Source organism: Psychrobacter sp. S4(2024), from assembly GCF_036861305.1.
Lineage (GTDB): Bacteria > Pseudomonadota > Gammaproteobacteria > Pseudomonadales > Moraxellaceae > Psychrobacter > Psychrobacter cryohalolentis.
The window spans coordinates 157,163-182,804 of sequence record NZ_JAZAQR010000002.1; the positions used below are offsets into that span (position 1 = coordinate 157,163).

A 25,642-nucleotide genomic window follows, 5' to 3' on the forward strand; every position below is an offset into this window, starting at 1 on the left:
AAAAACCTGCCAATCATTTGACTGGCAGGTTTTTTATTTAAAACAATCAGCTGCGATAAAAACTAGCCAACTAAAGCATCCATTTTTCTATACTGATAATCTAGCGCTTCTGCTACGGCTTTATACGTCATATAAGCTTGCGTGGTATTTACATCTTAATAAACCATATTAGTAAGTGTATGTTTCATTTCTTTAAATAGAATTGAAGCGGATATGATATGTGATGCAGATTAAAATCGATGAATAAAAACAGTTAAATCAACAACGACCATCAACTACTGAGAGTAGGGATTATCTGACGATAGTGATATGATGCAGTCTTGTACATAAAGACAGCATGGATATTGATTGCTCAATTTATTATCACCTTTATTATCCTAGCAGATATAAAAAGCAGCAATCGCTTGTTAAATGAATTTTGTGGCGGTTTTGGCGGACATAGAAACGATACTCGGCAGCTCTTCTTACCCCACTCTTTTTGTCATATAATAGCGAGTGTTATCTATTCTCAATCAAATTATTACTTTAGCTTTTGTAGCCAGCTTTACACGCACTTTTAACTCAATTTACATTTTCATCACCATTCTAAAAGACGCCTTCTATGACTGATAAAAGTACTGATATGCCAAGCCAAGACTATAAAGACACCCTAAATCTTGCTGACACGCCATTTGCGATGCGTGCAAATCTTGCCAAACGTGAGCCAGATTGGCTAGCAGCTTGGGAAGCAGACGACGTTTACGGTAAAATTCGTCAAGCACGTGCTGGGGCAACCAAATACATTTTGCATGATGGTCCTCCTTATGCCAACGGTCAGATTCACTTGGGTCATGCAGTCAATAAAGTACTTAAAGACATTATCGTGAAGTCAAAAACTCTATCTGGTTTTGATGCACCTTATGTACCCGGCTGGGACTGTCACGGTCTGCCTATCGAGCAAAAAGTCGAAGCTAAACACGGTAAAGTGGGTCAAAAGGTTTCTGCCACCGAATTCCGTGGTCTCTGTCGTGAATACGCCAGTACTCAAATTGAACTGCAAAAGGCGGATTTTAAACGTCTGGGTGTGTTTGGTGATTGGGATAATCCTTATTTAACGATGAACTTCCATCAAGAAGCGAATATCGTGCGCGCCCTTGCCAAAATTTATGACAATGGTCATGTGACTCGCGGTATGAAGCCGGTCAACTGGTGCTTGGACTGTAGCTCTGCACTGGCTGAAGCTGAAGTTGAATATCAAGATAAAGTTTCAGACGCCATTTATGTCAGCTTTGATATTGTAGACAGTGACAAAGTTGCGGCATTGGCTGAAATAGACGGCAATATCGCTGCCGTTATCTGGACGACGACGCCTTGGACATTGCCTGCCAACCAAGCTATTGCAGTGCATCCTGAGCATGACTATAGTGTGGTCGCTACTGAAAACGGCTACTTGCTACTGGCGACTGATTTGGTTGAGTCGGCGTTAAGTGAATTTAAACTTGAGAATAAAGGCGTCCTAGCTACCGTATCAGGTCGCGAGCTTGAAGGTCTACATGCTCAGCATCCGCTGATTGAAGCGCGCCAAGTGCCATTAATCTTAGGCGATCACGTGACGACTGATAGCGGTACTGGCTTAGTACATACTGCACCGGGTCATGGTCTTGACGATTATATCGTTGGGGTAAAGTATGACTTACCGATTGAAAACCCAGTCAGCGGTACGGGCGTTTATTTAGACAGCGCGGCAGTATTTGCCGGTGAGCACATCTATAAAGCCAATCCACAAATCATCGCTGCCCTACACGAAAACGGTCATTTAGTTAGCCATACCAAAATTGAGCATAGCTATCCGCATTGCTGGCGTCATAAATCGCCTATTATTTTCCGTGCTACGCCGCAGTGGTTTATCAGCATGGAAACACAAGGTTTGCGTGAGCGCGCGCTTGCTGATATTCCAGCGGTTCAATGGACACCAGCGTGGGGTCAAAATCGCATTGAATCGATGATGACAGGTCGCCCTGACTGGTGTATCTCTCGCCAGCGTACGTGGGGCGTACCGATTACTTTCTTTACCCATAAAGAAACTGGTGAACTACACCCAAATACGCTTGAGCTGATGGAAGTTGCTGCACAGAAAATCAATGAAGGCGGTGTAGAAGCATGGTTTGATGCTAGCTGTGAGGATTTCTTGGGCGCGGAAGCCGCTGATTATGATAAAGCGACTGATACCTTAGACGTTTGGTTTGACTCTGGAACCACGCATTTTGCCGTACTTGATCAGCGCGACGAGTTAACCAATCCTGCTGATATGTACTTAGAAGGCTCTGACCAACATCGTGGCTGGTTCCAGACGTCATTGCTGACCTCAGAAGCCATGTACGAGCGCCCACCGTTTAAGCAAGTCCTGACCCATGGTTTTGTAGTTGATGAAAACGGTCGTAAGATGAGTAAATCACTAGGTAATATCATCACGCCGCAAGAAGAGATCAATAAAACAGGCGCGGATATGTTGCGTTTATGGATTGCATCGAGCGACTATCGTTATGAGATGAGCGCGGGTAAAACTGTCTTTAAGGGTGCAATCGATATGTATCGCCGCATTCGTAATACCCTACGCTTCTTGCTTGCCAATACCGATGATTTTGATCCTGCTACCAATAGCGTTGATATTAATGAGCTGGTTAGCCTTGATAAATTTATCATTGAGCGTGCGCAAACGGTACAAGCACAAATCATCAGTGCTTATTATGCGATGGACTTTCACCAAGTCACGCAACATATCACCGCCTTCTGCTCGCAAGACTTGGGTAGCTTCTATTTAGATATTATCAAAGACCGTCAATACACCACCCAGACTGACGGTCAGCCACGCCGCTCTGCGCAAACGGCTATTTATCATATTGCTCATGCACTTATTCGCTGGATTACGCCGATTTTATCATTCACGGCCCAAGAAGCATGGGAAGTATTACATGGTGCTGATAGCTATGTGTTTACTGAGGAATGGTATACTTTCCCAGAGTTTGAGCTGAGCGCCATCAGTAACGATGACTGGCAACGTATCATGCTCGCAAAAGACATGGTTAATAAACATATCGAAACTGCACGTGGCGAAAAAATCATCAATGCCAACTTATCCGCTGACGTTAATCTATATGCTGATGGCGCTATGCATGAAAGCCTAGATAAGCTTGGTGAAGAGCTGCGTTTTGTACTCATTACCAGTAGCGCAACTTTAAAACTTTTGAGTTCTGCCCCTGCTAATGTAGCAAGCACAGATGAACAAGCGGACAGTAATAGTTCAGCGGCAGACTTAGTCGTCGAAGTAAATGCTGCAACCGGCACCAAGTGCGTGCGCTGTTGGCATATCCGGGACGACATTGGTACAGATAGCGCACACCCAGAATTATGTGCGCGCTGCGCAACCAACGTCAGCGGTGATGGCGAGGTGCGCCACTATGCCTAATTTAACGCCTAATCCCACGAACTTACCGGATGATAAACAGCCGTCTATCGAAGTCGACAACTCACCTAAACCGGCTCATGCAACTACGGGTAGCTCATCGACGCCTAAAAGTCGCTCGAATAAGACGCCAAAGATGATTGCTAATGGTCGCCTTGCACTTAACTGGTATCTGTTGTCACTGGTCGTGGTTATTTTTGATCAGTGGACAAAATGGTTGGCTGAAACCAATCTGACCTTTCTTGAACCTGTACCTGTGATTGAGCCGTTTCTAAACTGGACGCTTGCTTACAACTACGGCGCGGCTTTTAGCTTTTTGGCAGATGCTGGCGGTTGGCAAAAGTGGTTTTTTGCAGGGTTGGCGCTATTGATGTCACTATTCTTGATAGGCTATCTAGCTAAAGCGCCCCGTCAAGCTAAGCTGTTATCACTAGGTTTGGCATTGGTGTTAGGCGGTGCCGTGGGCAATTTGATCGATCGCTTATTACATGGTCACGTCATTGATTTTATACATGTGCATTATGCTGATGTTTGGCATTATCCCATTTTTAATATTGCTGATATTGGCATTTCTATCGGTGTATTATTGATTGTCATCGATATGCTGTTTTTGGAAAAAAAGCGTGACGTTTAACGCGTCTCAAGGCATATCACTTTATTAATAGAAAAGGTGGATTGCATTTTCGTAAATCCACCTTTTCTTTGGCTTTTATTTTCACTATCTAAAACCTATAACAATTCTTCCAGAAAATCCAAACCGCCATCCGCCAATATAAATAGTAACCCTGCCATGTTAATGATGACAGTCAAATAATACGCAATACGAAATTCAGGCTTTTGTGACTTATGACGCAAGTAAGTTTGTGCGACCATTGCCCCTACCCAGCCACCAAGCGCACTTAAAATATGTAATGTCATCTCAGGTGTTCGCCAGTCATTATTTTGAGCAGCCGCTTTGTCTTTGGCATACATGGTATAGGTTATCATACCCAATACAGCATACCACCCAACGACTAGCCAGCTAAGCTTATTCATGACCGCCAGTAATATCAATACACCATAAAATCCAACACCAAGAAACAAGCGTTTCTTTTGTCCTGCTTCAAACTCTGCTTGGGCGTTACGTTTGTGATTACGCTGACGAATTTGCTTATTTTTTTGCGCCATCTTTTGTTGTACAAAGCTCAGCTCTTGCACCTCTTTTGCTTGCAATCGTCTTTGATTATCATATCCAACGATAAAAACAACCTCTTCGCCGATAACAGGACGACGCTGCGCTTTAAACGCGCTGACATGAAAAAATACCGACTCGCCTGCTTCGGTTTCAATAAAGCCAAAGCCTTTATCGTCTTGCCATTTTGTGACTCGACCTTGTTGTTTATTTGCCATCAGTTTTGCCATAAATGTTGCGCTCACTTTTAGATTCGCCAAATATATTACACTATTTACGTTACACTATTGGCGCTTACAACCTTTTCTAGATGACTTATCATTTCTTATATTGATTCCACCTAACTTCCTACTCCAGTAATAGGTAAATTTTCCATGACCGACTCACAATTTATCACACCAAATGAAGATGTACGTATTACTTTTGGCAGCCTAGTTAAGCTGCATTTTGAAGTATCGCTCGAGAATGGCACCGTAATTGATTCAACCTTTAGCCGTGATACACCCGTTACTTTAACTATAGGTGATGAGAGCTTGCTACCTGGCTTTGAGCAAGTGCTGATGAATCTGCGTGCAGGCGATACGCGTTCCGCTCATCTTGAGCCAGAGCAAGCATTTGGTGAATGGAATCCTGACAACATCCAACGCTTTAGCCCTACTCAGTTTGCGCTTATCGCTGACAATCCTGAAATTGGCATGCTAGTAGAATTTGAAGACAAAGGCAAAAACACTCTACCCGGTACGATTAGCGCCATCACTGATGACCAAGTAGAAGTAGACTTTAACCATCCGCTTGCTGGACAATCCGTGCAGTTTAAAATTAAAATCTTTCAAGTGACGCCGCCGGGTGTCACAGGTATCAAGCTCATATAATATAAAAATTGTTTTAGAATAAAATAAAAAAGGAAGAACATATGCAATATCAAACACTGCCGCAACTCAATGAAAAAGTCTCCAAAATCTGCTTGGGAACGATGACGTGGGGACAGCAAAATAGCGAAAGCGATGCACATGAGCAGATGGACTTAGCACTCAGCGAAGGCGTAAATTTCTGGGATACTGCTGAGATGTATCCCTCACCGCCGGATAAAGATAAGCAAGGCGATACTGAGCGCTTTATGGGCACATGGTTCCAAAAGACCAAACAACGCGATAAAGTCGTTCTTGCCAGTAAAATATCGCCAATGGATTTTTTACGTGACGGGCAAACGCGTTTTAATGCCGCGCATATCAGCAGTGCTATTGATGGCAATCTTGAGCGTTTGCAGACCGATTACATTGATATCTACCAACTACACTGGCCTGAACGTCAAACGAATTATTTCAGTCAGCTCGGTTATACCGAAGCAATGGCAGCACAGCCGCTCGATGATTTGACGCCTTTTTTAGAAACCATCCAAGCGTTAAATGATGAGATTAAAAAAGGCCGTATCCGTGCTTATGGATTATCAAACGATACTGCTTGGGGATTGATGCGCTACTTATGGGAAGCAGATAAAAATGGTTTGATCGCACCTATTACGGTGCAAAACCCTTATAGTTTGCTTAACCGCTTATATGAAGTGGCGATGGCAGAGATTGCCCATCGTGAAAACGTAGGTCTACTTGCTTATTCACCGCTTGGTTTTGGTGTGCTGTCTGGTAAGTACCTCGATGGTAAACGTCCTACTGGCGCGCGCTTGACCATGTATGATCGCTTTGCCCGTTACACTAATGAAGAAGCACTATCAGCCACCGCCCAATATGCCAAAATCGCAGCAGATGCTGGTTTAGATATGGCGCAGATGGCATTAGCCTTTGTTAACTCACGCTCGTTTGTAACCAGCAATATCATTGGTGCTACCACTATCAAACAGCTGAAATCTAATATTGATAGCATTAACTTAACCTTAGACTCAGATGTACTAGACGCTATCGAAGCGGTACATACTCAACATCCTAATCCGTCACCATAATTTTGCGTGGTCATAGATTGATATTGTTCAGCTTTCAAAAAGCTGAAGTTCAGGTATTTGCATAGCAAAGAAAAAGGCGCAAGTCGTTAGTATTAACTACTAAGATTTGCGCCTTTTTTATACACGTTTAACTAACCAATTTAAAGCGTATAGAATTAAACTTTCGCTATTTTCGTCAATACACGTGAATGTAATTCAGCTAAGCCTTCTTGCATACGTAATTGTAATAAATCTGTCAGCTGACTTTTGCTCAAACCTTTAGGATCGATCGCTTCTAGTGGTAAGACGTAAGCGGTGACATCTTTACTATCTAAAACCTTTTTCAAACTGTCTTTCATCGTCAGCTTGCCGTAATAAGGCAGTTCTTCACTTAAGGTACCGTCTTTATTGACATACGCAATCACTAGCGGGCGCACAGGTACATCAGCATCTATCGCCGCTTGTAGCAATGTGCCATGAATACGTTTGATTTTTTTGCCATCTGTGGTGGTCGCTTCAGGGAAAAAGATAACCGAGAAGCCTTTGGTTAAAAAGTTAGCAATCTGCGACGCAATTGAACCCACATCACCGGAACCACGCTCGATAAATACTGTGCCTGCTGCGTGTGCCAGCTTACCAAAGATAGGCCATTCACCAATCTCGGCTTTGGATAAGAAAAAAGCAGGGCTCACTGTACCGACCACAGGGATATCCATCCACGATACATGGTTAGAAACCCATAGCCCGTGATGTTGCTCTACGCGCTCAACGGCGATAACCTTGACGCCAAAAGAGCCTGCCATTTTGCGACAAAAAGCTTGAATGTAGCGCGGCAGTGTTTCGCGTGGTGGCTGTTTAAATGCCCCGATACGTTGGGCAGCGCGTAGCCCACCAGCAATTGTGGTGGTCATACCAGCAATCTGTTTGCCGCGCCCCAATTGCTGTTTAATTGAAAAGCCTGTCTTGGGTTGGCTCATCTGTGTCCCTCGTAATTAAAACTTATGATTATATATGGTAAACAAACGCAATGAGTATAACAAAGTTTATGCAGTCAGTGACGACTTGTTCACTGAGTTATGAATAGGTTTTGTGAGTAATTTGCTGCTAATGTCTCTAACTGATTCAGTTTAGAAAGAATATTGCGCTGCAAAGATAAAATCCTACTTAATGAACGCTGTAACATAAAATCATCGCTAATTTTGTGAATACGCTTTAATATCAACTGATAAGACCACATATAAATGGTTATCTGAACGCAACTATAATGGTTATTCTATTTAAGTAAGCTTGGTAATTTATTCAATGTATTGAATAAAACCCAAATATTTAGAACTGGTATTTAGAATAAGCAGCGTTGCGATTTATTTACTTTATGGATAGGTGATACTCTTTGGAATATTTTGAAAGACATACCGGTGGCGAGCGCGCCATCATCGTACATTTAGACATCCGCCAAATTCAAGATCCTGATGATTTAGGTGAATTTGAATTATTGGCAGACTCAGCAGGCGCAGACCGCTTGGCACTCGTCACAGGCTCACGTGCCCGTCCTGATGCCAGATATTTCGTTGGTAGCGGCAAAGCAGAAGAGATAGCAGAATTGGTGCGCGAGCATGATGCGGACATCGTTCTTTTTAACCATAGTTTGTCGCCTTCACAAGAGCGTAATATTGAAGCCTTGGTACAATGCCGCGTACTTGATCGCACGGGTCTGATTTTGGACATTTTCGCGCAGCGTGCACGTACTTACGAAGGTAAGCTACAAGTAGAGCTGGCTCAGCTTAACCATTTGTCGACACGTTTGGTGCGTGGTTGGACGCATTTGGAACGTCAAAAAGGGGGTATTGGTCTACGTGGACCCGGTGAAACCCAGCTTGAGACGGATCGTCGCTTGCTGCAAGTGCGAGTCATGCAGCTCAAAAGTAGAATCGAAAAAGTCAGACAGACACGTGCGCAAGGTCGAGCTCGCCGTCAAAAATCAGATGTGCCGACTATTTCGCTTGTGGGTTATACCAATGCTGGTAAGTCTACCTTGTTTAATCGCTTGGTCGATGAAAACATCTATGCGGCCGACAAACTGTTTGCGACGCTCGATCCGACGTTACGCCGCTTAGATTGGCAAGGTGTTGGACGCGTGGTACTGGTCGATACGGTCGGTTTTGTCCGTCATTTACCACATGAGTTGGTCGAATCGTTCCATGCGACCTTAGAAGAGACACTTGAAGCAGACCTATTGCTCCATGTCATCGATTCTTCGAGCGAAGACATGCATGAGCAAATTCAGGCGGTGAAAGACGTACTGGCTGAAATTGATAACGATGTGCCTGTGCTCAATGTCTACAACAAGATCGATTTGACCGATGAGCCTGCACGTATCGGTTATGCCAGCGAAGGTCAACCCAACCGCGTCTATGTTTCTTCTAGAGAAAATTTAGGCATGGAAGAGTTGTCATTAGCCGTGCAGCAGTTACTCACGGGCACACTGACCACCTTTGATTTGACACTACCTTATAGCGCAGGGCAGTTAAAAAATGCTTTGTATGAGCTCGGTGTTATTCAAGAAGAAAGCTATGATGACAGTGGTCATGAGTGCTTAACGATTCGCTTGCCAAGCGATAGACTGAGACAGTTACTTGGTCAAGCCAACTTAGAACCTTTAGATGTGTTGCCATTAGCGCAAGCAACATTGCTGATGCCGATACTTGAAGAGTTTGAGCAGCCTGATGATGTGGAAGAACAAACGATGACGGATGCTGAAGAAAAAGCGTTTGCTGAATTTGAGGCGTTAAATGCTGAAGCTGAGAGAGTAGCGGAAGACTTGCTGATAGAAAATACTCAAACATCTGATTTGCAAAAATAAGTCATTTACTTAAAATACTTTGAATAAAATTAAAAAGGACGCTATTTATTAATAGTGTCCTTTTTAATGCTGAATCAACATAGCGCACAGGAGAAACTCGTATTAGCAACAGCTATATATCGATGGATCGATGGATCGATGGATCGATTTTATTACTTACAGACTATATGGTCACTATTGACCGATACGCTTTATTAGTTGCGATACTCTATATATAATCTTTTATATACTGCACTCGTGAGTCTCCTTTCACTCATCTTTTTACTCTTTTATCTATCCCTGACTTGGTCCACTTGCTTATGAAGTCTACCCATTCTTCAAAAATGCCCTTATGGATGGCATTACTACTGACGCTCACCATTGTCATTACTGTGCGTGAGTCGGCAGTATTTGTCTGTCAGTTGGCGGGTATTGAAAAAGCGGCCAATATCGTCGGCTTACTGACCATGTTTTTTATTCTGATGATTTGGCGATTTATCAAAGGTATTCCAGGCTGGCTTACCCAAGCGAGTAATACTTTACTTGTGGATAGTGGCTTTGCTTTTTTGCCAGTTTCAGCCGGTGCAGGCTTGCTGTTATTTGCTTTAGGAGATGAGCTATGGGGCTTTATGCTTACCATACTGATTAGTACGCTGATACCGATTTGGGGATTCGCCGTGTTATCCAATCGTTGGCTGAACCGTAATAATGATATGAACGGCAACACTACTATTAATGAGCAAAAATGACAGCCTTGAGCGGTATGAATAAAGGAATCTTATGAGTTTTGATAATGTGTTTGTGGCAACCTTTGCGGCGATATTACTGACTTTAGCAGCCCATGTAATTGCTCGCATATTGGCACGCAAACTTTCATGGTTACCGATGGTCATTACCGCACTAGTATTGGTCGTTATATTTCTATTCATTTTCCAATGGAATTACAATAATTATTACGCCGTTGCCAAACCCGTTTTTGACCATCTATTAGGTTATGTCACTGTCTTATTGGCAATACCTTTGGCTGCCATGAATTTCAAAGGTTTACCCATCAAGAAACTTGTCTTGATTGTAGCGATGGCGAGTTTGATTGGCGCATTATTACCGATGTCATTAGCCTATCTATTTTCACTCAGTCACGATACGATATTAGCATTTGCCAGTCGTTCAGTGACCACGCCGATTGGTCTGAGCATCGCAGATTTAATCAAAGCACCTCTAGCGATGGCAAACCTAATTATTATCGTTTCAGGTCTCATTGGCGGGACATTAGCGCGTTTCTTATTTATTGGCATTGAAGATGACCGTGCCAAAGGCTTAGCGCTTGGCTTAGTCGCTCATGCGTTCGGCACCGTAGAAGCATGGCAAATCAGTCATACAGCGGGCAGATATGCCGCGTTTGGCTTAGCAGTGAACGGTTTGGTCACTGCTGTCTGGGTACCTATATTTATCACAGCACTGTCTGCTTAATAGTCCTTTAATACAGCACTGCTATTCTAATACGGCTGCGAATATTTAGATGCATCGTGTATTTCAATGCTTTTTGGCTAATATTAGTGATAATAGCCCTCCTCTATTTTGCCTTCACTGTAAATGGTATGTCGCTACTTCTGACCTCGCACTTAATAAGGTACACTGCAATACCATATTGATTTTATTAAAAATTTTTACAATTTAAATGTTTGTTTGGCCAGCTTGTCAGGGCAATCAGATGTAGTAAAAAGTTATTATATGTTATAGTAAGCAACTATTATTTTTTGTATCTATTGCAATTGGTTTTGTTAACCGTGGTTCTGCGTTGTAGCACTTAAGCTTAGTGACTATGAAATATTGCAGACAGGATAACCGCTTTATTGCGCAAACCAATGCGTCCATAAGCAAGGCAATTTGCTACTACTCGATAAAAAGTGATAACCCTATGATAAATGTTGCACCTTTCATAACCCGCTGCTTGTCTCCCGTTTTACTCACCGCCGTTGCCCTATCTAGCCTACCTATCGCTGCTCAAGCAGGCAATATGTATATCTATAAAGACAAAGGCGGACAAGTACTTCTCACTAACGTCAATCCCAGTGGTAATTTTGATAAATTTACTAAAAAAGTAAAAGTCACTTATTATAAAGATTCTAGTCTATATGATGGTGGTAGTAGCAGTAATAGCAATGACTATGGGAGCAGCTCTGCAAGCAGCAGCGGTACTCGTAACTCTTATGATAGCTATATTATGGCTTCAGCGCAGCGCCACGGTGTCGATCCAGGACTTATGAAAGCCATGATGCATACTGAGTCTGCCTTTAATCCCAATGCTCGCTCACCAGTTGGTGCGCAGGGTTTGATGCAGCTAATGCCAGCTACAGCACGTCGATTTAAAGTGAGTAACCCTTGGAATCCTGCTGATAATATTGAAGGTTCTGCCAAATATATCGCTTGGCTGATGCGCCGCTTTAACAACAACGTCGAGTTTGCGGTCGCGGGTTATAATGCAGGTGAAGGTAACGTCGATAAATATAATGGCATTCCACCGTTTAAAGAAACGCGTAACTATGTCAAAAGTGTGATGAGCCGCTATCATAGCCTGTATAAAAACGATTCAGGGCTATCTGGTAATACGATGAATGCTAACAATAGCAATACAGCCAATACCAGTAATGGCGGTGGCATGCAAAACGTTAGTTATGGCACGAGTAGCAACAGTAATAGCGCAAGCTATGCCAACTCTGCTTATTTAGCATTGCGTTAATCCAAAATAAAAATCACAGACATAAAAAACCCGTTAAATAAATAACGGGCTTTTTTATGTCTGTGATTTTTATTTCAAACAATCTATAAGTACTGAGCAAAAACAAACTCAGTACTTACTGCATTTTAAAACTTACTTGTTAGCTAGTGCTTGAGTTGCAGCAACTTCAGCAGCGAAGTCTTCTTGCTTCTTCTCAATGCCTTCACCAACTTCTAGACGTTTGAAGCCAAGTACTTTTACGCCTTCAGCTTTTAGTACGTCACCAACTTTTTTCTCATTGTCCATAACGTATGGCTGACGTAATAAAGTAACTTCTTCTAGGTACTTACGTAGACCACCTTCGATCATTTTTTCAACGATGTTGTCAGGCTTGCCAGACTCACGTGCTTTTGCTTCAATGATGTCTTTTTCGCGCGCTAATAGATCAGCAGCGACGTCTTCATCAGCAACAGCAACAGGGTTGAATGCAGCGATGTGCATAGCAAGGTTTTTGCCAGTTTCTGCACTGCCACCTTCATAAGATACCACTACGCCGATACGTAGACCATGGCGGTATGCAGCAATGTTAGCGCCTTCAAGTACTTCAACACGGCGGATTTGGATATTCTCACCGATTTTTTGTACTAGAGATACACGTGCTTCTTCAACTGTTTGACCATTGCCATATGGCAATTCAGCGATAGCAGCTACGTCAGTCACATTGTTTTCTAATGCAAGGTTCGCTACTGTTTCTGCAAATGCAGCGAAGTTTTCATCTTTTGCAACGAAGTCAGTTTGGCAGTTAACTTCTAACAAGAATGCTTTGCTGTCGCCTTGAGCGATGATGATAGCGCCGTCAGCTGCGATGTTACCCGCTTTTTTAGCCGCTTTTGCTTGACCAGATTTACGTAGGTTATCAATGGCAGTTTCGACATCACCGTTTGATTCTTCTAACGCTTTTTTACATTCCATCATGCCAAGACCAGTACGGTCACGCAATTCTTTTACCATTTTGGCAGATACTTTTACTTCTGACATAAGAGTTACCTTTTATTATGTAGGTGAGTATTATTATATATGGGAGTGCACGATATCTAAACGCACTTGAATTCTGTATAGCGGCTTAACAACGCCACTTTAACAAATCCGCTTTAACAATAAGGCATGACGAGTAATACTACATCATGCCTATTGTTTGTCTTTATGCTGTCTATACTATAAGTCATGTTATATGGCTGTTAATAGACAAACTATCAAAGCAGCCTTACAACATCAAACCGTATTACTCAGCGATTTATTCTGCTGGAGTAGCAGCTTCTTCAGTTTGAGCATCAGCTGCTTCTTCAGTAGCAGGTGCTTCTTGCTCAGCTTTACCACCAGCTTGAGTTTGTGCGTATTCTTTACCGGCGATGATTGCATCAGCCATAGAAGTTACGTACAAAGTCACAGCACGGATAGCATCATCGTTTGCTGGGATGATGTAATCAACGTTATCAGGGTTAGAGTTAGTATCAACGATACCGATAACTGGGATACCTAGGTTTTTAGCTTCTTTGATAGCGATTGCTTCATGATCTACGTCTACAACGAAGATTGCGTCAGGTAGACCGCCCATGTCTTTGATACCGCCCAATGAACGCTCAAGTTTTTCCATATCGCGAGTACGCTCTAACGCTTCACGCTTAGTAAGCTTAGCGAAAGTACCGTCTTCAGCTTGTTTTTCTAGCTCTTTTAGACGATTGATTGACTGGCGTAGTGTTTTCCAGTTAGTCAACATACCACCTAACCAGCGATGGTCAACGTATGGCATGCCAGCACGTGCTGCTTGCTCAGCGATAACGCCGCTAGCTGCGCGCTTAGTACCAACAAATAATACTTTGTTTTTCTTAGCAGCTAAGCCGTTAACGTAAGTCAATGCTTCGTTAAACGCTTTTACAGTGTGCTCAAGGTTAATGATGTGAATCTTGTTACGGGCACCAAAAATATATGGACCCATTTTTGGATTCCAAAAACGTGTTTGGTGACCAAAGTGAGCGCCGGCTTGTAATAGGTCGCGCATTTCGATTTTGGTTGGATTCTTTGTAGCCATGTTAAATGTCCTGTTGGTTGGGTTATGCCTCCACATCACAAAAACTGCCTATCTAGCGACACGCATCTGCTATGAGTTAGGTATATCATCAATGAAGTACCTAGCCGTGAAGCAAATTAATCAAGTCGCCAAACACCCAGCAATTTTTTGCCATGATGTGTGTGTCATTGGTTGATGGGTTGGTTAAAAACTGAGCTACGATTTGAACGTACAGAATACTATATGATAAAAAATAGCTGGGCTGTATTTTATCATATAACGCTTAGCGACTGCTAGCGCTATTATAAGGTTTAAGTGGATGATAATGATTAAAAAAACGACGGTGAGACGTCGTTTTTTTAATCAATTTGGAATAAGATTAAGCGATACTGATACCGATGACTGCTTTATAGCCTCGCCACGTAAATGGCGTTACATAGCTTTGGCGGTCTTTTGGCAGATAAGGAATACTGGGTATCCCTTCAATAATCTTAGGAGGTGAGATAATAAAATCGGCACCAAACTCGGTGCGAGCGTTACCAGAGATGGTATTTGCCATCTCACCTAACAAGTCTTTCATCATCGTCATGGAAGAGTCAGGCTCGCCCATCACTTTGATAACTTCACGCAACATATTGCTTGGGGCACTGACATAGACACAGCCTTCAAGCGGTCCAGATATTTTAATCATGCCACTATAATCATAACCAACAGCATTTTTATTACTGTTTAGGTAAGGCGTATCAATGACCACTGCCTCAGCATCAATCTGCGCAAAAAATGCACTGATTGAACTTAAAAAGATGCCTAACTTTTCTACATTAACCATAATTGTTCATCGTCCATAGTTATCAGCACGGGGTTGTGTAATCAATCTTGCAAACAAACCACAATCTCTCCGATTTGACTGCGCCAACTCACTGGAATGATAAAAGAACGGCCACTTTTAGGCAAAATGATACTTTGCGGCGAGCCTTTAAAGACAAACGGGACAGAGATATGAAATTCTGGACCAAACTCGTGACGGGCATTACCCGAAACCGTATTGGCAACCTCGCCTGCTAAATCGACTAGATTGTCCTCACCTTTATCTATCTCGCCCATACTGTCTAGAATACTGCTCAATAACGCTGTGGTCGCCGTAAAATAAACCACCCCTTTTTGCACCCCTGATATACCGATGACGCCCGTATAATCATGGACTTTTGGCTGTTGGTTTTCTAACAAGTAAGGCGTATCGACCACCAACTCATCATTACCAAACTGAGTAAAATAGTTGGTAATGATACTCACAAAAATTTGTAAATTTTGCTCTTTCATAATGTGTGTTCTTTAATAAGGTATTTATTAAAATTATTGGACAATATTAGTCTTGTACCAACTCATACAAAGACTCTACCAGCTCTTCTTCTGAAAAAGGCTTGCACAAGAACCCACTCGCGCCCAATGATAACGCTTCAATGCCAGTAGATTTGTCAGACAAGGCTGAGACCACCAAGATACGAACGTCAGGGTCGATAGCAATGATTTTTTCAATACATTCAAGACCGTCCATTTGCGGCATGGTCAAATCCATGGTCACCACATCTGGACGATGGATATTGAACTTTTCAAGCGCTTGAACCCCGCTGGTTGCCGTAGCAACCAACATGAATTGACCCGAGTCATAAGCGCGCTGAATACGGTTTCGAATGATATTTGAGTCATCGACGATCATTAATTTATACATAGATTTTTTATTGTCCTTAATTACGCAGCTGGCAAGGTAATGACAAAACGGGTCATTTTCCCAAGCTCAGTATTTACATTCAGCTTACCGTTGTGCTCTTTGACCAACGCCTTGATAACGTCTAAGCCCACACCACGACCGCCATCTTCATCGGCATGTTCTTTGGTCGAGAAACCAGAAGCAAACAAGGTTTTGAGCAGATCACCATGAGTCATCTGACTCGCCTCTTCTTGCGTGAAACGACCATCAGCAATCAGCTTATGACGAATGCCCTCATAATCAATACCTTGACCGTCATCTTGCAGTGCGATGATTAAGTTTTGACTGTCACGTTGCATTTCTAAATCAATGCTACCGATGGCAGACTTGCCCGCTGACTGACGCGCTTCAGGTGATTCAATACCATGTACCACTGCATTACGTAGCAACTGAATACTGATTTCTTTGATCGGTTGTTTGAGACGTTCAGGGATATTTATATGTGCTAAATTATGGCCGTTAAGCTGTATTTTCTTGCCTTGTCTAATAGCAATATCTTTAGCAAAATCTTGGTAATAAGATAGATGCTCGTCATCTGACTCATCGCTCAAATCGATTTCATTACCGCCATCGACATTTATGTTAGTGGTAGCAACGTCTGCTACTTGAGCTTGGACAACACTTGGTTGTGGTACAGTCTTTACTGACATTACAGGTTTTGCATTATTGTTAGCTTTTGGCGCTGCCTGATTGATACGTTCACCTAGCGTTTCAATGGTATTCGATAGGCTCAATAAGTCATCCAAATGCACGGCGAGCGGTAAGAAGTTATTACCCGACAGCTTGCCTTGATTTTGCAGCGCATCAAGCTTATCTTCAGCATCTGATGCGATTTTGGTAAAGCTATGCAGTTTAAGCGCAGATGCCTCACCTTTTAGGCTATGCATTTCACGATAAATCGCTTTTAGCTTCCCTTCTAGCTCAAATTGCGAGCTACCAGGATTTTTCAGGATATTGTTCATCTTATCGATGTGAGCTTTGGTATTACTAATGAACTCATTAATAATTTTTGGATTCACGTTTAAGATGGTCGTCAACATCTCAATCTGCATGTCATTTTGCGAGCGTTCTTTCTCTAGACGCTGCTCTAAATAAACGGCATCTGAGACGTCATTGACGTTGACCAAAATACGGGCAATGTCTTTATCTTCATAAACACGTGAAAACTTAAAGTCTAAGAAGCGACTGGTGGTACTCTCTTCTCCAGACGCATTGTGTAGCATGACTTTATGCAAAGGATTCAAAGAATCAACCAGCTTTTCTTTGACACGTGGGTTGTATAACTGCTCGATAAACTGACGGGTGGTTCTCAAATCCTTGTCTGAGATACGGCCACGCAGTACATCGGCAAAGTTTTCTCCTGCCAACCTATCCTCACCAATAATACCATTAAGTGCGCGAGAATGCTGCTGACCAATATTCAAATCCTTATCCAACAAGAACAGGCCGGTATTAACCGTTTCCATAATTTCTTGCGTTTCACGACGAGCGGCCAACGCTTCAGCATCGGTATCACGCAGACGACGTACAAAGAAAAAGACGAAAATTAGGAAGTAAGCAAAAATAGCTGCAACACCCAATACCTGAATAAGTCGGATAGTACTTGCTTGGCGTGCCGTTTCTTCATAAACTTCATTTGTTAGCTGTTCTAATGCATCGTTCATACGCAAACTAGAAGTTTTTGCTTGCTCATAAGCTAATGCCAACTCGTCTGAAGAATCAATTCTAATTTCGCTCGCATCTTTAAGATAATTAGTAATTAGTGGTTTTAGAATACTCCAATCTTGCTGGGCTTCTTCTAAAGCTGCTAATTCAGTGGGCGTTTTGATACTTGGAATCTGATATACATTCCCAACGACATCCGTATACTCTGAACCCTCACGCATGCTGACTAGCAGTTGATCAATCTCTTTAGTGTTATAATCTAGCCTTTCTCTCACACGCTTTTGATGAGGAGAGTTTATATGCTCGCCTATACTACTTTGTAAATCAAACAAATCCTTAATAATAGATTGTGCATTATTAGCAGTTTTATTAGATATATTTACTAGCGTAGTATTACGCTCAAGAACACTTGAAGTATAAAATGTAAATGCAAGTAATATTCCAATCAACGCCAAAAAGGCAGCAATTGATAAAATCAAGCCACGATAACGGGAATTACCGCTTGGATTTAAGACAGTCATAGCATATTCCTTTGAATTTAATAGATAAATTTATATTTACTGTTTATTTAAAGATAATACGTTCCATAACCCATTACACTTGTGGTTTTTGTAGTATCACTTGCTGTTGTAATGAAGCTTTGGTTAGATCTGTCCCGAACCATTTGGTCGTTAGCTTTGCATAAGTACCATCTTCTCTTAGTTCTTTTAGTCCTAAATTCACTTTTTTAAGTAAATCGGGTTGGTTTTTATTAATTAAAAATACTTTACGAGCACCATTTGCCTTAATATCTTCATAATCAAAATATTGTGGCTTGAGGGTTGGTAGATCATTCAATGTGTAGCGCAACACACCTGAATCATCTACAACAGCATCGACCTTATCTTGTGCCATCGCCTCTACTGCTGCAAATGTTGTGGGATATTGTTCTAAAGCACCAAGTTGATAATTTCCTTGCATAAAGTATTCATACGGTTCTGAATTACTTAACACACCAACTCGTAATCGACTAAGATCATTTAATGATTGTATATTTAAGGATTCATCTAAATATACAAGGCTTGTAGGAAGAGGGGCATAAGCATCAGAGAGGAGATATTTATTGGCTCTCTCAGTACTGTACGTCAGGCCAGCAGCTATCATGTCACGATTTTTACTGTCTAGGTTATCAAATAATCCTTCCCAAGGATCATTATAGACTTCAACCTTAAAACCTTGATCCTCCCCTATATACTGCATAAGCTCTATATCAAAACCAGTTACATTTCCATATTCATCTTTAAACTCATAAGGTGCGTAATTTGCCTCAGTTCCAACTTTAATTACTGGCGCTGAATCAGGCAGCTTACTGACAAAACTGTCTTTATGTTCCGTTACTGTTGCGCCAGCTGCATTAGCGTTGTCTTGAGTAGAAGAATTTCCACACCCAAATAAGCCTACACTCAATATAATCGGTAATGCTCGATATAATAGTTTCATCTCTTATCCTTAAGCCTCGATTTTATTCTAAAAAAATCAATTCTGTAATTTTAAGCAAGGTATAAAAAACACTTGATTACAGAAAATTACCTTGGATAATAATTGAGCAACTCAGTCATTGCAATCACTTTGTTTTGTCAAGGCAAACAATTGTTTATATATAACTAGAAATGTATATACGATATATAAAGCAGGTTCGAGATTTTTGCCTATACAGCTAAGCGTACTGAGGCTTGTACCAAAAATAGATATTATTAACAATGAATAAAAAAGCATAAAAAAAAGCATTCAGACGATGAATATGTACTGAATGCTTTTTTACTGATGAATATTAATAAATAGAATTTGTCAGTTAATTAATCTGCATTATCTAAATCCAAATTACGATCTATTTGCCAAATTAAATAGCAACCAAGACTCATCAGTGCAAACATTGCGATACCGATTTTCAGTACTGGATTGACGGGGAATAAGTTTAATAACAATCCACCAAAGATACCTACTGAGAACATAAGCGAGCCTTGTAGCGCACTGGCCATACCAGCACGGCGCTTTTGAAAAGCAAGCGCAATCGCTGAAGCGTTGGGCTGTGTCAAACCTAGACCTGAGATACAAAAGAAAATACAGACTAAGACCAATGGCAACCAAGCATCCGTGCCAAATACAATACCGAGGCTAAATAGAGCCCCTGCTGAGATGACCTGCATCATCGCACCAAAACGTAAAATACTCAAAATACGGAAGCGATTGGTCAGCCATTGGTTAAGCTGCGTCAATGCCACAAAGCCTGCAGCATTCATACCAAAGAGCCAGCCAAAATGTGTGGCTGACATGCCATAGGTATCCATGATAAGTTCAGAGGCTGAGCTGATATAAACGAACATTGCACCCATCAATAACCCGCCGCCAATCGCCGGATAGTTAAAGGTGGGATCTCTCAGCAAATCCCAATATTGACTGAGTATCTCTTTGGCAGGACGCACAGTGCGGTTTTCTTCGCTAAGGGTCTCAAAAAAGAAAAATTTAGTCAGTAATAAATTTAACGTGCCAAAAGCCGCCAAAAACCAAAAGATAGAATGCCAACTAAAATACTGCAAAAATACTGCGCCAAGTGATGGTGCTAGTATCGGCGCTAAGCCCATTACCAAAATCATGATAGAAAACGCTTTTGCCGTTTGCTTAGCGGTTAGACGGTCTCGAATCGCAGCACGGGTAACCACTGCCCCTACGCAAGCACCGAGCGCTTGCAAGGTACGACCAGCGAATAACACGTATTCATTGTTGGTGGTTGCACAAATAATAGAGGCAATCACATATAAGACCATGCCTATATATAAAGGCTTGACGCGGCCAACGCGGTCACTAAAGGGACCATAAAACAATTGACCAAATACCAATCCGACAAAGTAAGCAGGTACGGAGTTTGCCATAAAGGCAGTCGACACACCAAAGTCATCCGCCATCGATGGTAACGCTGGCAGATACATATCAATAGATAAAGGTCCTACCGCAACGATAAGACCCAGCATCATAATCCATGCGACAGGTAAATCGGCAGAGCGCACGCGGTCAGCAGCAAGCGGTTTATTAGGAAGGGGGGATTTTGGAGCAGACATAGTTAAACCATTTGATCTAGTGATTGTTATTTTATTTTTATCGACGAACCGCTACGCAAGCAGACAGTCTTATATCGCACTGTCTGCCTATATTTCAATAGAGGTCTCACGTTAATAAAACAAACTTTAATCAATAAAACAATGGTTCGTTTGAAATAAGATGAAGTCATTTAAAACAATAAGCTATCTAAACTGTATTAACGGAACTGGCGCTTGCCAAATACAGTACTGGCTTGCTTCGCTTTTCTAAGGGCAAGTTTACGATTGCGACCGAACATCATCTTTAATTGCCAGACTTTTTCTATATATAAAGTAGTCGCAGATTGTTCAAACATGGCATTGATAACGCGTTTACTTGCCAGCACGGCATCTGGTGACCGTTCAGCAAATTCAGCAGCAAGTTGCTGCGCTTGCTCAAGTGGCGTCTCACTGCAATGACTGACCAATCCTAGCTCTTTGCCCTGCTCTGCACTAACGATACGGGCTGTCATTGCCAGCTCTTTTAGGATATCAGCTCGTACCACGCCAAAACCAGATTGCGTCAAGCCCATATCTGGTACTAGTCCCCATTTAGCTTCCATAATAGCCAATTTACAATCAGGATGGCTGATACGAATATCACATGCCAGCGCCAGCTGTAAGCCTGCACCGATACAATATCCTTCAAGTACGGCAATGACAGGTACTGGGACATCGCGCCATACTAAGCACACGCGCTGAAATGAGCTTTGCCAAGGTTTGATCAGCTCCCATAGCGCAAAAACTTGGTTTTTGGGGTGATTTAAGTCGCCCAAGTCAATCCCTGCGCAGAAGGTACCTTCAGCGCCATTTAAAATCACTGCACGTATCGTTTTGTCTTTACTGATGCGACCGGCTACCGCAATCAACTCTTCGACCACTTTAAAACTCATGGCATTTTTTTTCTCAGGTCGATTGATTGTCACGGTTAAAATATCATCAGTCGCGCTAACTTGCAGTGTTTCATATTGGTAGGTGGCGATAGTGTGCATAATCATCCTTAATAATTGAAATAATAGCTTATATATAGAGTGATATTAACAGCCTTGCCTATCTCCTACCTTATCAATAACTGACTGCCACGATATCGTTAGCTCTTAGTATCATAAAACTTTTCCTTAAATCATTTTCCAAGTCATATCGTTCTCACTTAGACGATGGTAATTAAGCTGCGGATAAGCAGACAAATCAAGCGTTTGCAAATTATTCAAAGCGGTTAATAAAGCCTCATAATAAGGCTCTAACATTGCAAACTGTGCAGGCGTGGTATGCTGGATATTTAATAAACACTTATCTTCTAAATCTTGGCTGGCTTGGCGCAGTTGTGGCACGCCCGTATAACGACTGCCGCCCAATATCCGATGAGCGATTTGCGCGAGCATACTGCGATTGTGTGCCTCCCATGCTTGCGTCAATGCTTGTTTTTCCTCATTAATGGTATCAAGCATCATAATGATTAGCTTGGCAGCAAGATCTGGCTTATTGGCTGAGCGCGTCAATGCATCTTGCCAATCTAGAATATCCAAGGTATTAAATAAAGAAGCATTTAAGTTATTATCGTTTTGCAGATACACAGTACTGACTGATAGTTCATCTTTATTATCATCGAGCGTTTGAATAGAACGCGTACCAAATGCCGCCTGCCCTTGTTCTTGAAAACGCAGGTTTTCATAGCGTGGCTGCGTTTCGCGCAGGTTTTCACGTCGATAGTCTTCACGTGGTTGACTATCACGCAGATAGTCATCACGGATTTTTTTCAGTGACAGAGGTCGCTTCACTCTTTTCTCATTGCTCATCTTGATAGGTTTATAACTCTGAACCTGCTCGCTTCGAATCATTTGATAGGTAGGCGGCGCTGCATTTTTAGGCGCAGATGAGGAAGGTTGCAGCATCATATTTGGTACATTAGAACTTTGAGCGTCAATGGTTTTTGACTCTAATACTTGTAAGTCACCTGCTATGCCAAGATTTTGTGGATGCTCATCATTTTCTGCCGTTAATGGTGATGACGACGCATTACGTCCAAGCCATTTTTGTAATACTTGTAGCAGCTGCGGCTGGCTAATAGGCTTACCGACATAATCATTGATACCACTAGCGATTAATTTATCTCGCTCGTCTGCCAACCCATGTGCAGTCAGTGCAATAATGGGAATATGACTATCTGCTGCTTCAATCTTACGGATTTGTCGCGCCGCCTCATGCCCTGACATACGTGGCATTTGAATATCCATAAAGATAAGATCGATCCTATCTTTAGGTTGTGCGTTACCCTTTTCTTCTATCGTTACGTCTTCGATATGTAACGTGCTAACCGCTGATTTACTGACATCATCTCGCGTGACCGCTTTTGAGATTTGAGTTTTTTTCGACAGGCTTTGTTTTTCAGTTTTAGTAGCTTTGATATTTTTCGCTTGTTGTTTACTGATTAGCTCTATCGCATCAAATCCGTTACTGGCCGTAATAACATGAATACCAAGCTCGCTCAGCAGCGCATCAAGCACCAGTAAGTTTGGCAAATGATCGTCAACTGCCAATACGGTAACGCCTTTCCAACGTGGTTCTGCAATACCAGTAGGTACACTACGCTTTTGCGTATCTAGCATGGCATACAACTGTCTCTTGTCTAATGGCTCATACAAGATATTGGCATGGTAACGATTGAGTAGTGCTTGATCAGCGGCAACTTGATAACCAAAGACGGCCAGTTTACCTTGATAATGTAAACGGATTTGCTTAAGCAGCGCCATCATATCGTCTTGGGTATCATCATCAACGATGACCCAGTCCCAATAATTACCACGCTCTTTTAACGATTCAAGCAAACCTGGCAAAGAATTGGCTTGGGTTAGCTTAATAGGCAAATGATGCAGACTAGCTTTCAGTACTTGTATAGACGCGGTATGATTAATCCAAATAAGAACATTAAATTCATCAGTCGCACTTGCCAATGGTGCCAATACAGGCAGCTCAATGGTTTGTCCTGTCGCTGCCTCTACCACATCAACATGGGCTGGCATACGAAACCAAAACGTCGCGCCTTGATTGGAAATATTCTCTTGCATATTGTCATAGAAACCAATATCGCCGCCCATCAGCCGTGTTAATTGTTTAGAGATGACCAGACCCAATCCTGTGCCACCATATTGACGCGTGATGGATGGATCTCCTTGACTAAAGCTTTGAAAGAGCATTTTTTGATCAGACAGCGAGATGCCTTTACCACTGTCTTGCACGCTAATCATCAAATAATTGTCTTGATAGTCATCTAAGCTGACGCGCACCACCACGTCACCGCTATCAGTGAATTTAATCGCATTACCAACAATATTGGTTAGTACTTGTTTGAGGCGCAGCGCATCACCATTGATACGCATTGGCACATCGTTGTAAAACAATACCGCCATTCGCAGACCTTTTTCTGCAGACACTGGCGACAGCATATCGACCACATCATAGATAGTGTCATAAAGATCAAACTCATGGCGATCTAGTACCAACTTGCCCGCTTCGATTTTAGAGAAATCAAGCACATCATTGACCAATGCCAATAAGTGCGCAGACGATTTACGGATGGTTTGTACATACAAGTCTTGTTCGGGATTAAGCTCACCGTGACGCGCGAGCAAATTAATAAAACCATCAATACTATTGAGCGGTGTACGCAGCTCATGACTGATATTGGCTAAAAACGCTGATTTGGCTTGGCTGGTTGAGATTGCCGCATCACGCGCATTACGAATAGAGATGTTTTGCATCTCCATTTCATCAAAAGCAAGACGCAAATCATCTTCGGTCTGCTCCGCATGTTCTTTCAGCTCTTGGAAACTGACATACAAACGGCGTAATGTTCTCACCAAGTCTTGTTGTAATAGATTTAGCTCACCATTCGACTCAACGGGGATAGGCTGATAAAGATTATCGACGTGAGTACGCTGTAATTGCAGCCGCAGCTCATAAATCGGCGCAATCCAACGTTTTGAATAAATGTTTAAACTTAGTAGTAGAATTAATAACGTAAACAAACCGGTAATCACCAATGCCATAGCGATACGATAGCGCGCAATATAAAGCGGCTCACTATCCATATCGACTAATAACCACAGTGTTTGACCCTCAAATTCACCTAATATACTGCCGTAAGCGGTACCGATAGGAGTGGATTTTTGCGCTAAAAAACGCTCTGATGGATCGATTGCAGGCCACGCCTCTTCCGTACCATAGCCAACTGTCGCAAGTATGTCGTTGCTCTGATTGACAATAGCGATACGCTGAACATGTTGCTCTGCCCGCATACGTCTGAGTTTATCTTGGATGCCTTCTAACTTTGCAATCGCAGCTTGCGAGACTTTATTATTATCGTCATCAGCGTTTTCATTATTATTTTCTGAAGTCTGTATCTTGGCAGCATCTTGCTCTAACAGCTCAGGTATTATCTCTGCAATCGTAGGTGAATAGCGGATAAGTACCGCCTCAGCCAACACTGCTTGCTCTGAATTACTGGCACGCATGGTTTCATAAAACACCAAGATACCGCCCACTGCTGCGAGTAAACAGATGGGCAAAAATACCAATATGACCAGCTGACCATAGGCACTACTGGTATCAAAACGTTTTTTGTAAGCCATACTGGGCACCATCTCCACTACTGTTTTTGTTACTGGCATTTTACAATACTTTGACTGACCGCTTAGGTATCATCTATTAACGACTATATAGCTTGTGATTATCTTAACAGGATTCCATTAGCCGCTGTTAGACAATCATAGATAAAGCTATCTGCGTTAAGCGCCATCAAAAACAAGATGATACAATGTCGCAAATTTTTATTTTCCATAATAAATACCTGACAGTCACGATGTATTGACTTATTATTGACGCATTTATAAAAACATGGTTATTTAACACTTTAATACCATAATCT

20 protein-coding genes are annotated in these 25,642 nt (G+C 42.1%); 8 read left to right on the top strand and 12 right to left on the bottom strand.

The genetic code is table 11. From position 1 onward, the window contains the following. Positions 1-601: 601 nt before the first annotated feature. A complete protein-coding gene (gene ileS, locus VLA57_RS05605) occupies positions 602-3,445 on the top strand; it encodes an isoleucine--tRNA ligase (RefSeq protein WP_333954529.1) in 2,844 nt (947 codons plus the stop codon). Further along, complete coding sequence (lspA, locus tag VLA57_RS05610) at positions 3,438-4,076, top strand: signal peptidase II (protein WP_201530782.1); 639 nt, start codon at positions 3,438-3,440, stop codon at positions 4,074-4,076. Before ileS ends, lspA begins: the two co-directional genes overlap by 8 nt. Positions 4,077-4,171: 95 nt before the next feature. Here lspA and VLA57_RS05615 read toward each other — a convergent pair whose 3' ends face one another. After that, on the bottom strand, positions 4,172-4,831 hold the full coding sequence (locus tag VLA57_RS05615; protein WP_227673128.1) for a DUF1294 domain-containing protein: 660 nt from the start codon (positions 4,829-4,831) through the stop codon (positions 4,172-4,174). A gap of 156 nt (positions 4,832-4,987) precedes the next feature. Between VLA57_RS05615 and VLA57_RS05620 the strand changes: the two genes are divergently transcribed. Continuing rightward, the gene (locus VLA57_RS05620) at positions 4,988-5,485 is read left to right on the top strand and encodes an FKBP-type peptidyl-prolyl cis-trans isomerase (RefSeq protein WP_133105490.1); all 498 of its coding nucleotides are present in this window, start codon (positions 4,988-4,990) and stop codon (positions 5,483-5,485) included. 41 nt (positions 5,486-5,526) lie between these two features. After that, entirely contained in the window at positions 5,527-6,567 is a 1,041-nt protein-coding gene (locus VLA57_RS05625; protein ID WP_333954530.1) for an aldo/keto reductase, read from the top strand. 155 nt (positions 6,568-6,722) lie between these two features. Here the strand turns inward: VLA57_RS05625 and VLA57_RS05630 are convergent, their stop codons facing one another. Then, entirely contained in the window at positions 6,723-7,523 is an 801-nt protein-coding gene (locus VLA57_RS05630) for a lysophospholipid acyltransferase family protein (RefSeq protein WP_333954531.1), read from the bottom strand. A 413-nt stretch (positions 7,524-7,936) separates the two neighbouring features. Here VLA57_RS05630 and hflX point away from each other — a divergent pair, with 413 nt between their 5' ends. The 4 genes from hflX (at position 7,937) to VLA57_RS05650 (ending at position 12,125) form a co-directional block, all read left to right on the top strand. After that, positions 7,937-9,406 (top strand): ribosome rescue GTPase HflX, encoded by a 1,470-nt coding sequence (hflX, locus tag VLA57_RS05635; RefSeq protein WP_333954532.1) that lies wholly within the window; start codon positions 7,937-7,939, stop codon positions 9,404-9,406. 299 nt (positions 9,407-9,705) lie between these two features. Beyond that, positions 9,706-10,134: a hypothetical protein gene (locus VLA57_RS05640; RefSeq protein ID WP_041772203.1), complete on the top strand. Its 429-nt coding sequence runs from the start codon at positions 9,706-9,708 to the stop codon at positions 10,132-10,134. 31 nt (positions 10,135-10,165) lie between these two features. Continuing rightward, positions 10,166-10,855 carry an LrgB family protein gene (locus VLA57_RS05645; RefSeq protein WP_133105494.1) on the top strand — a complete coding sequence of 230 codons (690 nt, stop codon included), beginning with the start codon at positions 10,166-10,168 and terminating at the stop codon, positions 10,853-10,855. 448 nt (positions 10,856-11,303) lie between these two features. After that, positions 11,304-12,125: a lytic transglycosylase domain-containing protein gene (locus VLA57_RS05650; protein ID WP_133103747.1), complete on the top strand. Its 822-nt coding sequence runs from the start codon at positions 11,304-11,306 to the stop codon at positions 12,123-12,125. Positions 12,126-12,257: 132 nt separating this feature from the next. Here the strand turns inward: VLA57_RS05650 and tsf are convergent, their stop codons facing one another. The 10 genes from tsf to VLA57_RS05700 all read right to left on the bottom strand — a co-directional run bounded on the left by tsf (position 12,258) and on the right by VLA57_RS05700 (position 25,346). Then, entirely contained in the window at positions 12,258-13,142 is an 885-nt protein-coding gene (tsf, locus tag VLA57_RS05655; protein ID WP_011512758.1) for a translation elongation factor Ts, read from the bottom strand. 256 nt (positions 13,143-13,398) lie between these two features. Then, positions 13,399-14,193 (bottom strand): 30S ribosomal protein S2, encoded by a 795-nt coding sequence (rpsB, locus tag VLA57_RS05660; protein WP_011279657.1) that lies wholly within the window; start codon positions 14,191-14,193, stop codon positions 13,399-13,401. Between the two features lie 358 nt (positions 14,194-14,551). Then, complete coding sequence (locus tag VLA57_RS05665; RefSeq protein WP_333954533.1) at positions 14,552-15,001, bottom strand: chemotaxis protein CheX; 450 nt, start codon at positions 14,999-15,001, stop codon at positions 14,552-14,554. A 41-nt stretch (positions 15,002-15,042) separates the two neighbouring features. Beyond that, entirely contained in the window at positions 15,043-15,492 is a 450-nt protein-coding gene (locus tag VLA57_RS05670; RefSeq protein WP_020442730.1) for a chemotaxis protein CheX, read from the bottom strand. A gap of 46 nt (positions 15,493-15,538) precedes the next feature. Next, positions 15,539-15,901 carry a response regulator gene (locus VLA57_RS05675; RefSeq protein WP_011512755.1) on the bottom strand — a complete coding sequence of 121 codons (363 nt, stop codon included), beginning with the start codon at positions 15,899-15,901 and terminating at the stop codon, positions 15,539-15,541. A gap of 20 nt (positions 15,902-15,921) precedes the next feature. Then, the gene (locus VLA57_RS05680) at positions 15,922-18,126 is read right to left on the bottom strand and encodes an ATP-binding protein (protein ID WP_333954534.1); all 2,205 of its coding nucleotides are present in this window, start codon (positions 18,124-18,126) and stop codon (positions 15,922-15,924) included. Positions 18,127-18,199: 73 nt separating this feature from the next. Next, entirely contained in the window at positions 18,200-19,084 is an 885-nt protein-coding gene (locus tag VLA57_RS05685) for a substrate-binding periplasmic protein (RefSeq protein WP_133103749.1), read from the bottom strand. 356 nt (positions 19,085-19,440) lie between these two features. Next, entirely contained in the window at positions 19,441-20,700 is a 1,260-nt protein-coding gene (locus tag VLA57_RS05690) for a multidrug effflux MFS transporter (protein WP_333954535.1), read from the bottom strand. Between the two features lie 197 nt (positions 20,701-20,897). Next, on the bottom strand, positions 20,898-21,710 hold the full coding sequence (locus VLA57_RS05695) for a crotonase/enoyl-CoA hydratase family protein (RefSeq protein ID WP_011512751.1): 813 nt from the start codon (positions 21,708-21,710) through the stop codon (positions 20,898-20,900). Between the two features lie 126 nt (positions 21,711-21,836). After that, a complete protein-coding gene (locus VLA57_RS05700; protein WP_333954536.1) occupies positions 21,837-25,346 on the bottom strand; it encodes an ATP-binding protein in 3,510 nt (1,169 codons plus the stop codon). Between the last annotated feature and the right edge of the window lie 296 nt (positions 25,347-25,642).

Coding starts and splice junctions, on each gene's coding strand:
- VLA57_RS05700 (WP_333954536.1), bottom strand. CDS start 25,346: ATGGCTTACAAAAAACGTTTTGATACCAGTAGTGCCTATGGTCAGCTG.
- VLA57_RS05645 (WP_133105494.1), top strand. CDS start 10,166: ATGAGTTTTGATAATGTGTTTGTGGCAACCTTTGCGGCGATATTACTG.
- VLA57_RS05630 (WP_333954531.1), bottom strand. CDS start 7,523: ATGAGCCAACCCAAGACAGGCTTTTCAATTAAACAGCAATTGGGGCGC.
- VLA57_RS05690 (WP_333954535.1), bottom strand. CDS start 20,700: ATGTCTGCTCCAAAATCCCCCCTTCCTAATAAACCGCTTGCTGCTGAC.
- VLA57_RS05620 (WP_133105490.1), top strand. CDS start 4,988: ATGACCGACTCACAATTTATCACACCAAATGAAGATGTACGTATTACT.
- VLA57_RS05650 (WP_133103747.1), top strand. CDS start 11,304: ATGATAAATGTTGCACCTTTCATAACCCGCTGCTTGTCTCCCGTTTTA.
- ileS (WP_333954529.1), top strand. CDS start 602: ATGACTGATAAAAGTACTGATATGCCAAGCCAAGACTATAAAGACACC.
- VLA57_RS05675 (WP_011512755.1), bottom strand. CDS start 15,901: ATGTATAAATTAATGATCGTCGATGACTCAAATATCATTCGAAACCGT.
- VLA57_RS05640 (WP_041772203.1), top strand. CDS start 9,706: ATGAAGTCTACCCATTCTTCAAAAATGCCCTTATGGATGGCATTACTA.
- VLA57_RS05685 (WP_133103749.1), bottom strand. CDS start 19,084: ATGAAACTATTATATCGAGCATTACCGATTATATTGAGTGTAGGCTTA.
- VLA57_RS05695 (WP_011512751.1), bottom strand. CDS start 21,710: ATGCACACTATCGCCACCTACCAATATGAAACACTGCAAGTTAGCGCG.
- tsf (WP_011512758.1), bottom strand. CDS start 13,142: ATGTCAGAAGTAAAAGTATCTGCCAAAATGGTAAAAGAATTGCGTGAC.
- VLA57_RS05670 (WP_020442730.1), bottom strand. CDS start 15,492: ATGAAAGAGCAAAATTTACAAATTTTTGTGAGTATCATTACCAACTAT.
- VLA57_RS05665 (WP_333954533.1), bottom strand. CDS start 15,001: ATGGTTAATGTAGAAAAGTTAGGCATCTTTTTAAGTTCAATCAGTGCA.
- VLA57_RS05615 (WP_227673128.1), bottom strand. CDS start 4,831: ATGGCAAATAAACAACAAGGTCGAGTCACAAAATGGCAAGACGATAAA.
- lspA (WP_201530782.1), top strand. CDS start 3,438: ATGCCTAATTTAACGCCTAATCCCACGAACTTACCGGATGATAAACAG.
- rpsB (WP_011279657.1), bottom strand. CDS start 14,193: ATGGCTACAAAGAATCCAACCAAAATCGAAATGCGCGACCTATTACAA.
- VLA57_RS05680 (WP_333954534.1), bottom strand. CDS start 18,126: ATGACTGTCTTAAATCCAAGCGGTAATTCCCGTTATCGTGGCTTGATT.
- VLA57_RS05625 (WP_333954530.1), top strand. CDS start 5,527: ATGCAATATCAAACACTGCCGCAACTCAATGAAAAAGTCTCCAAAATC.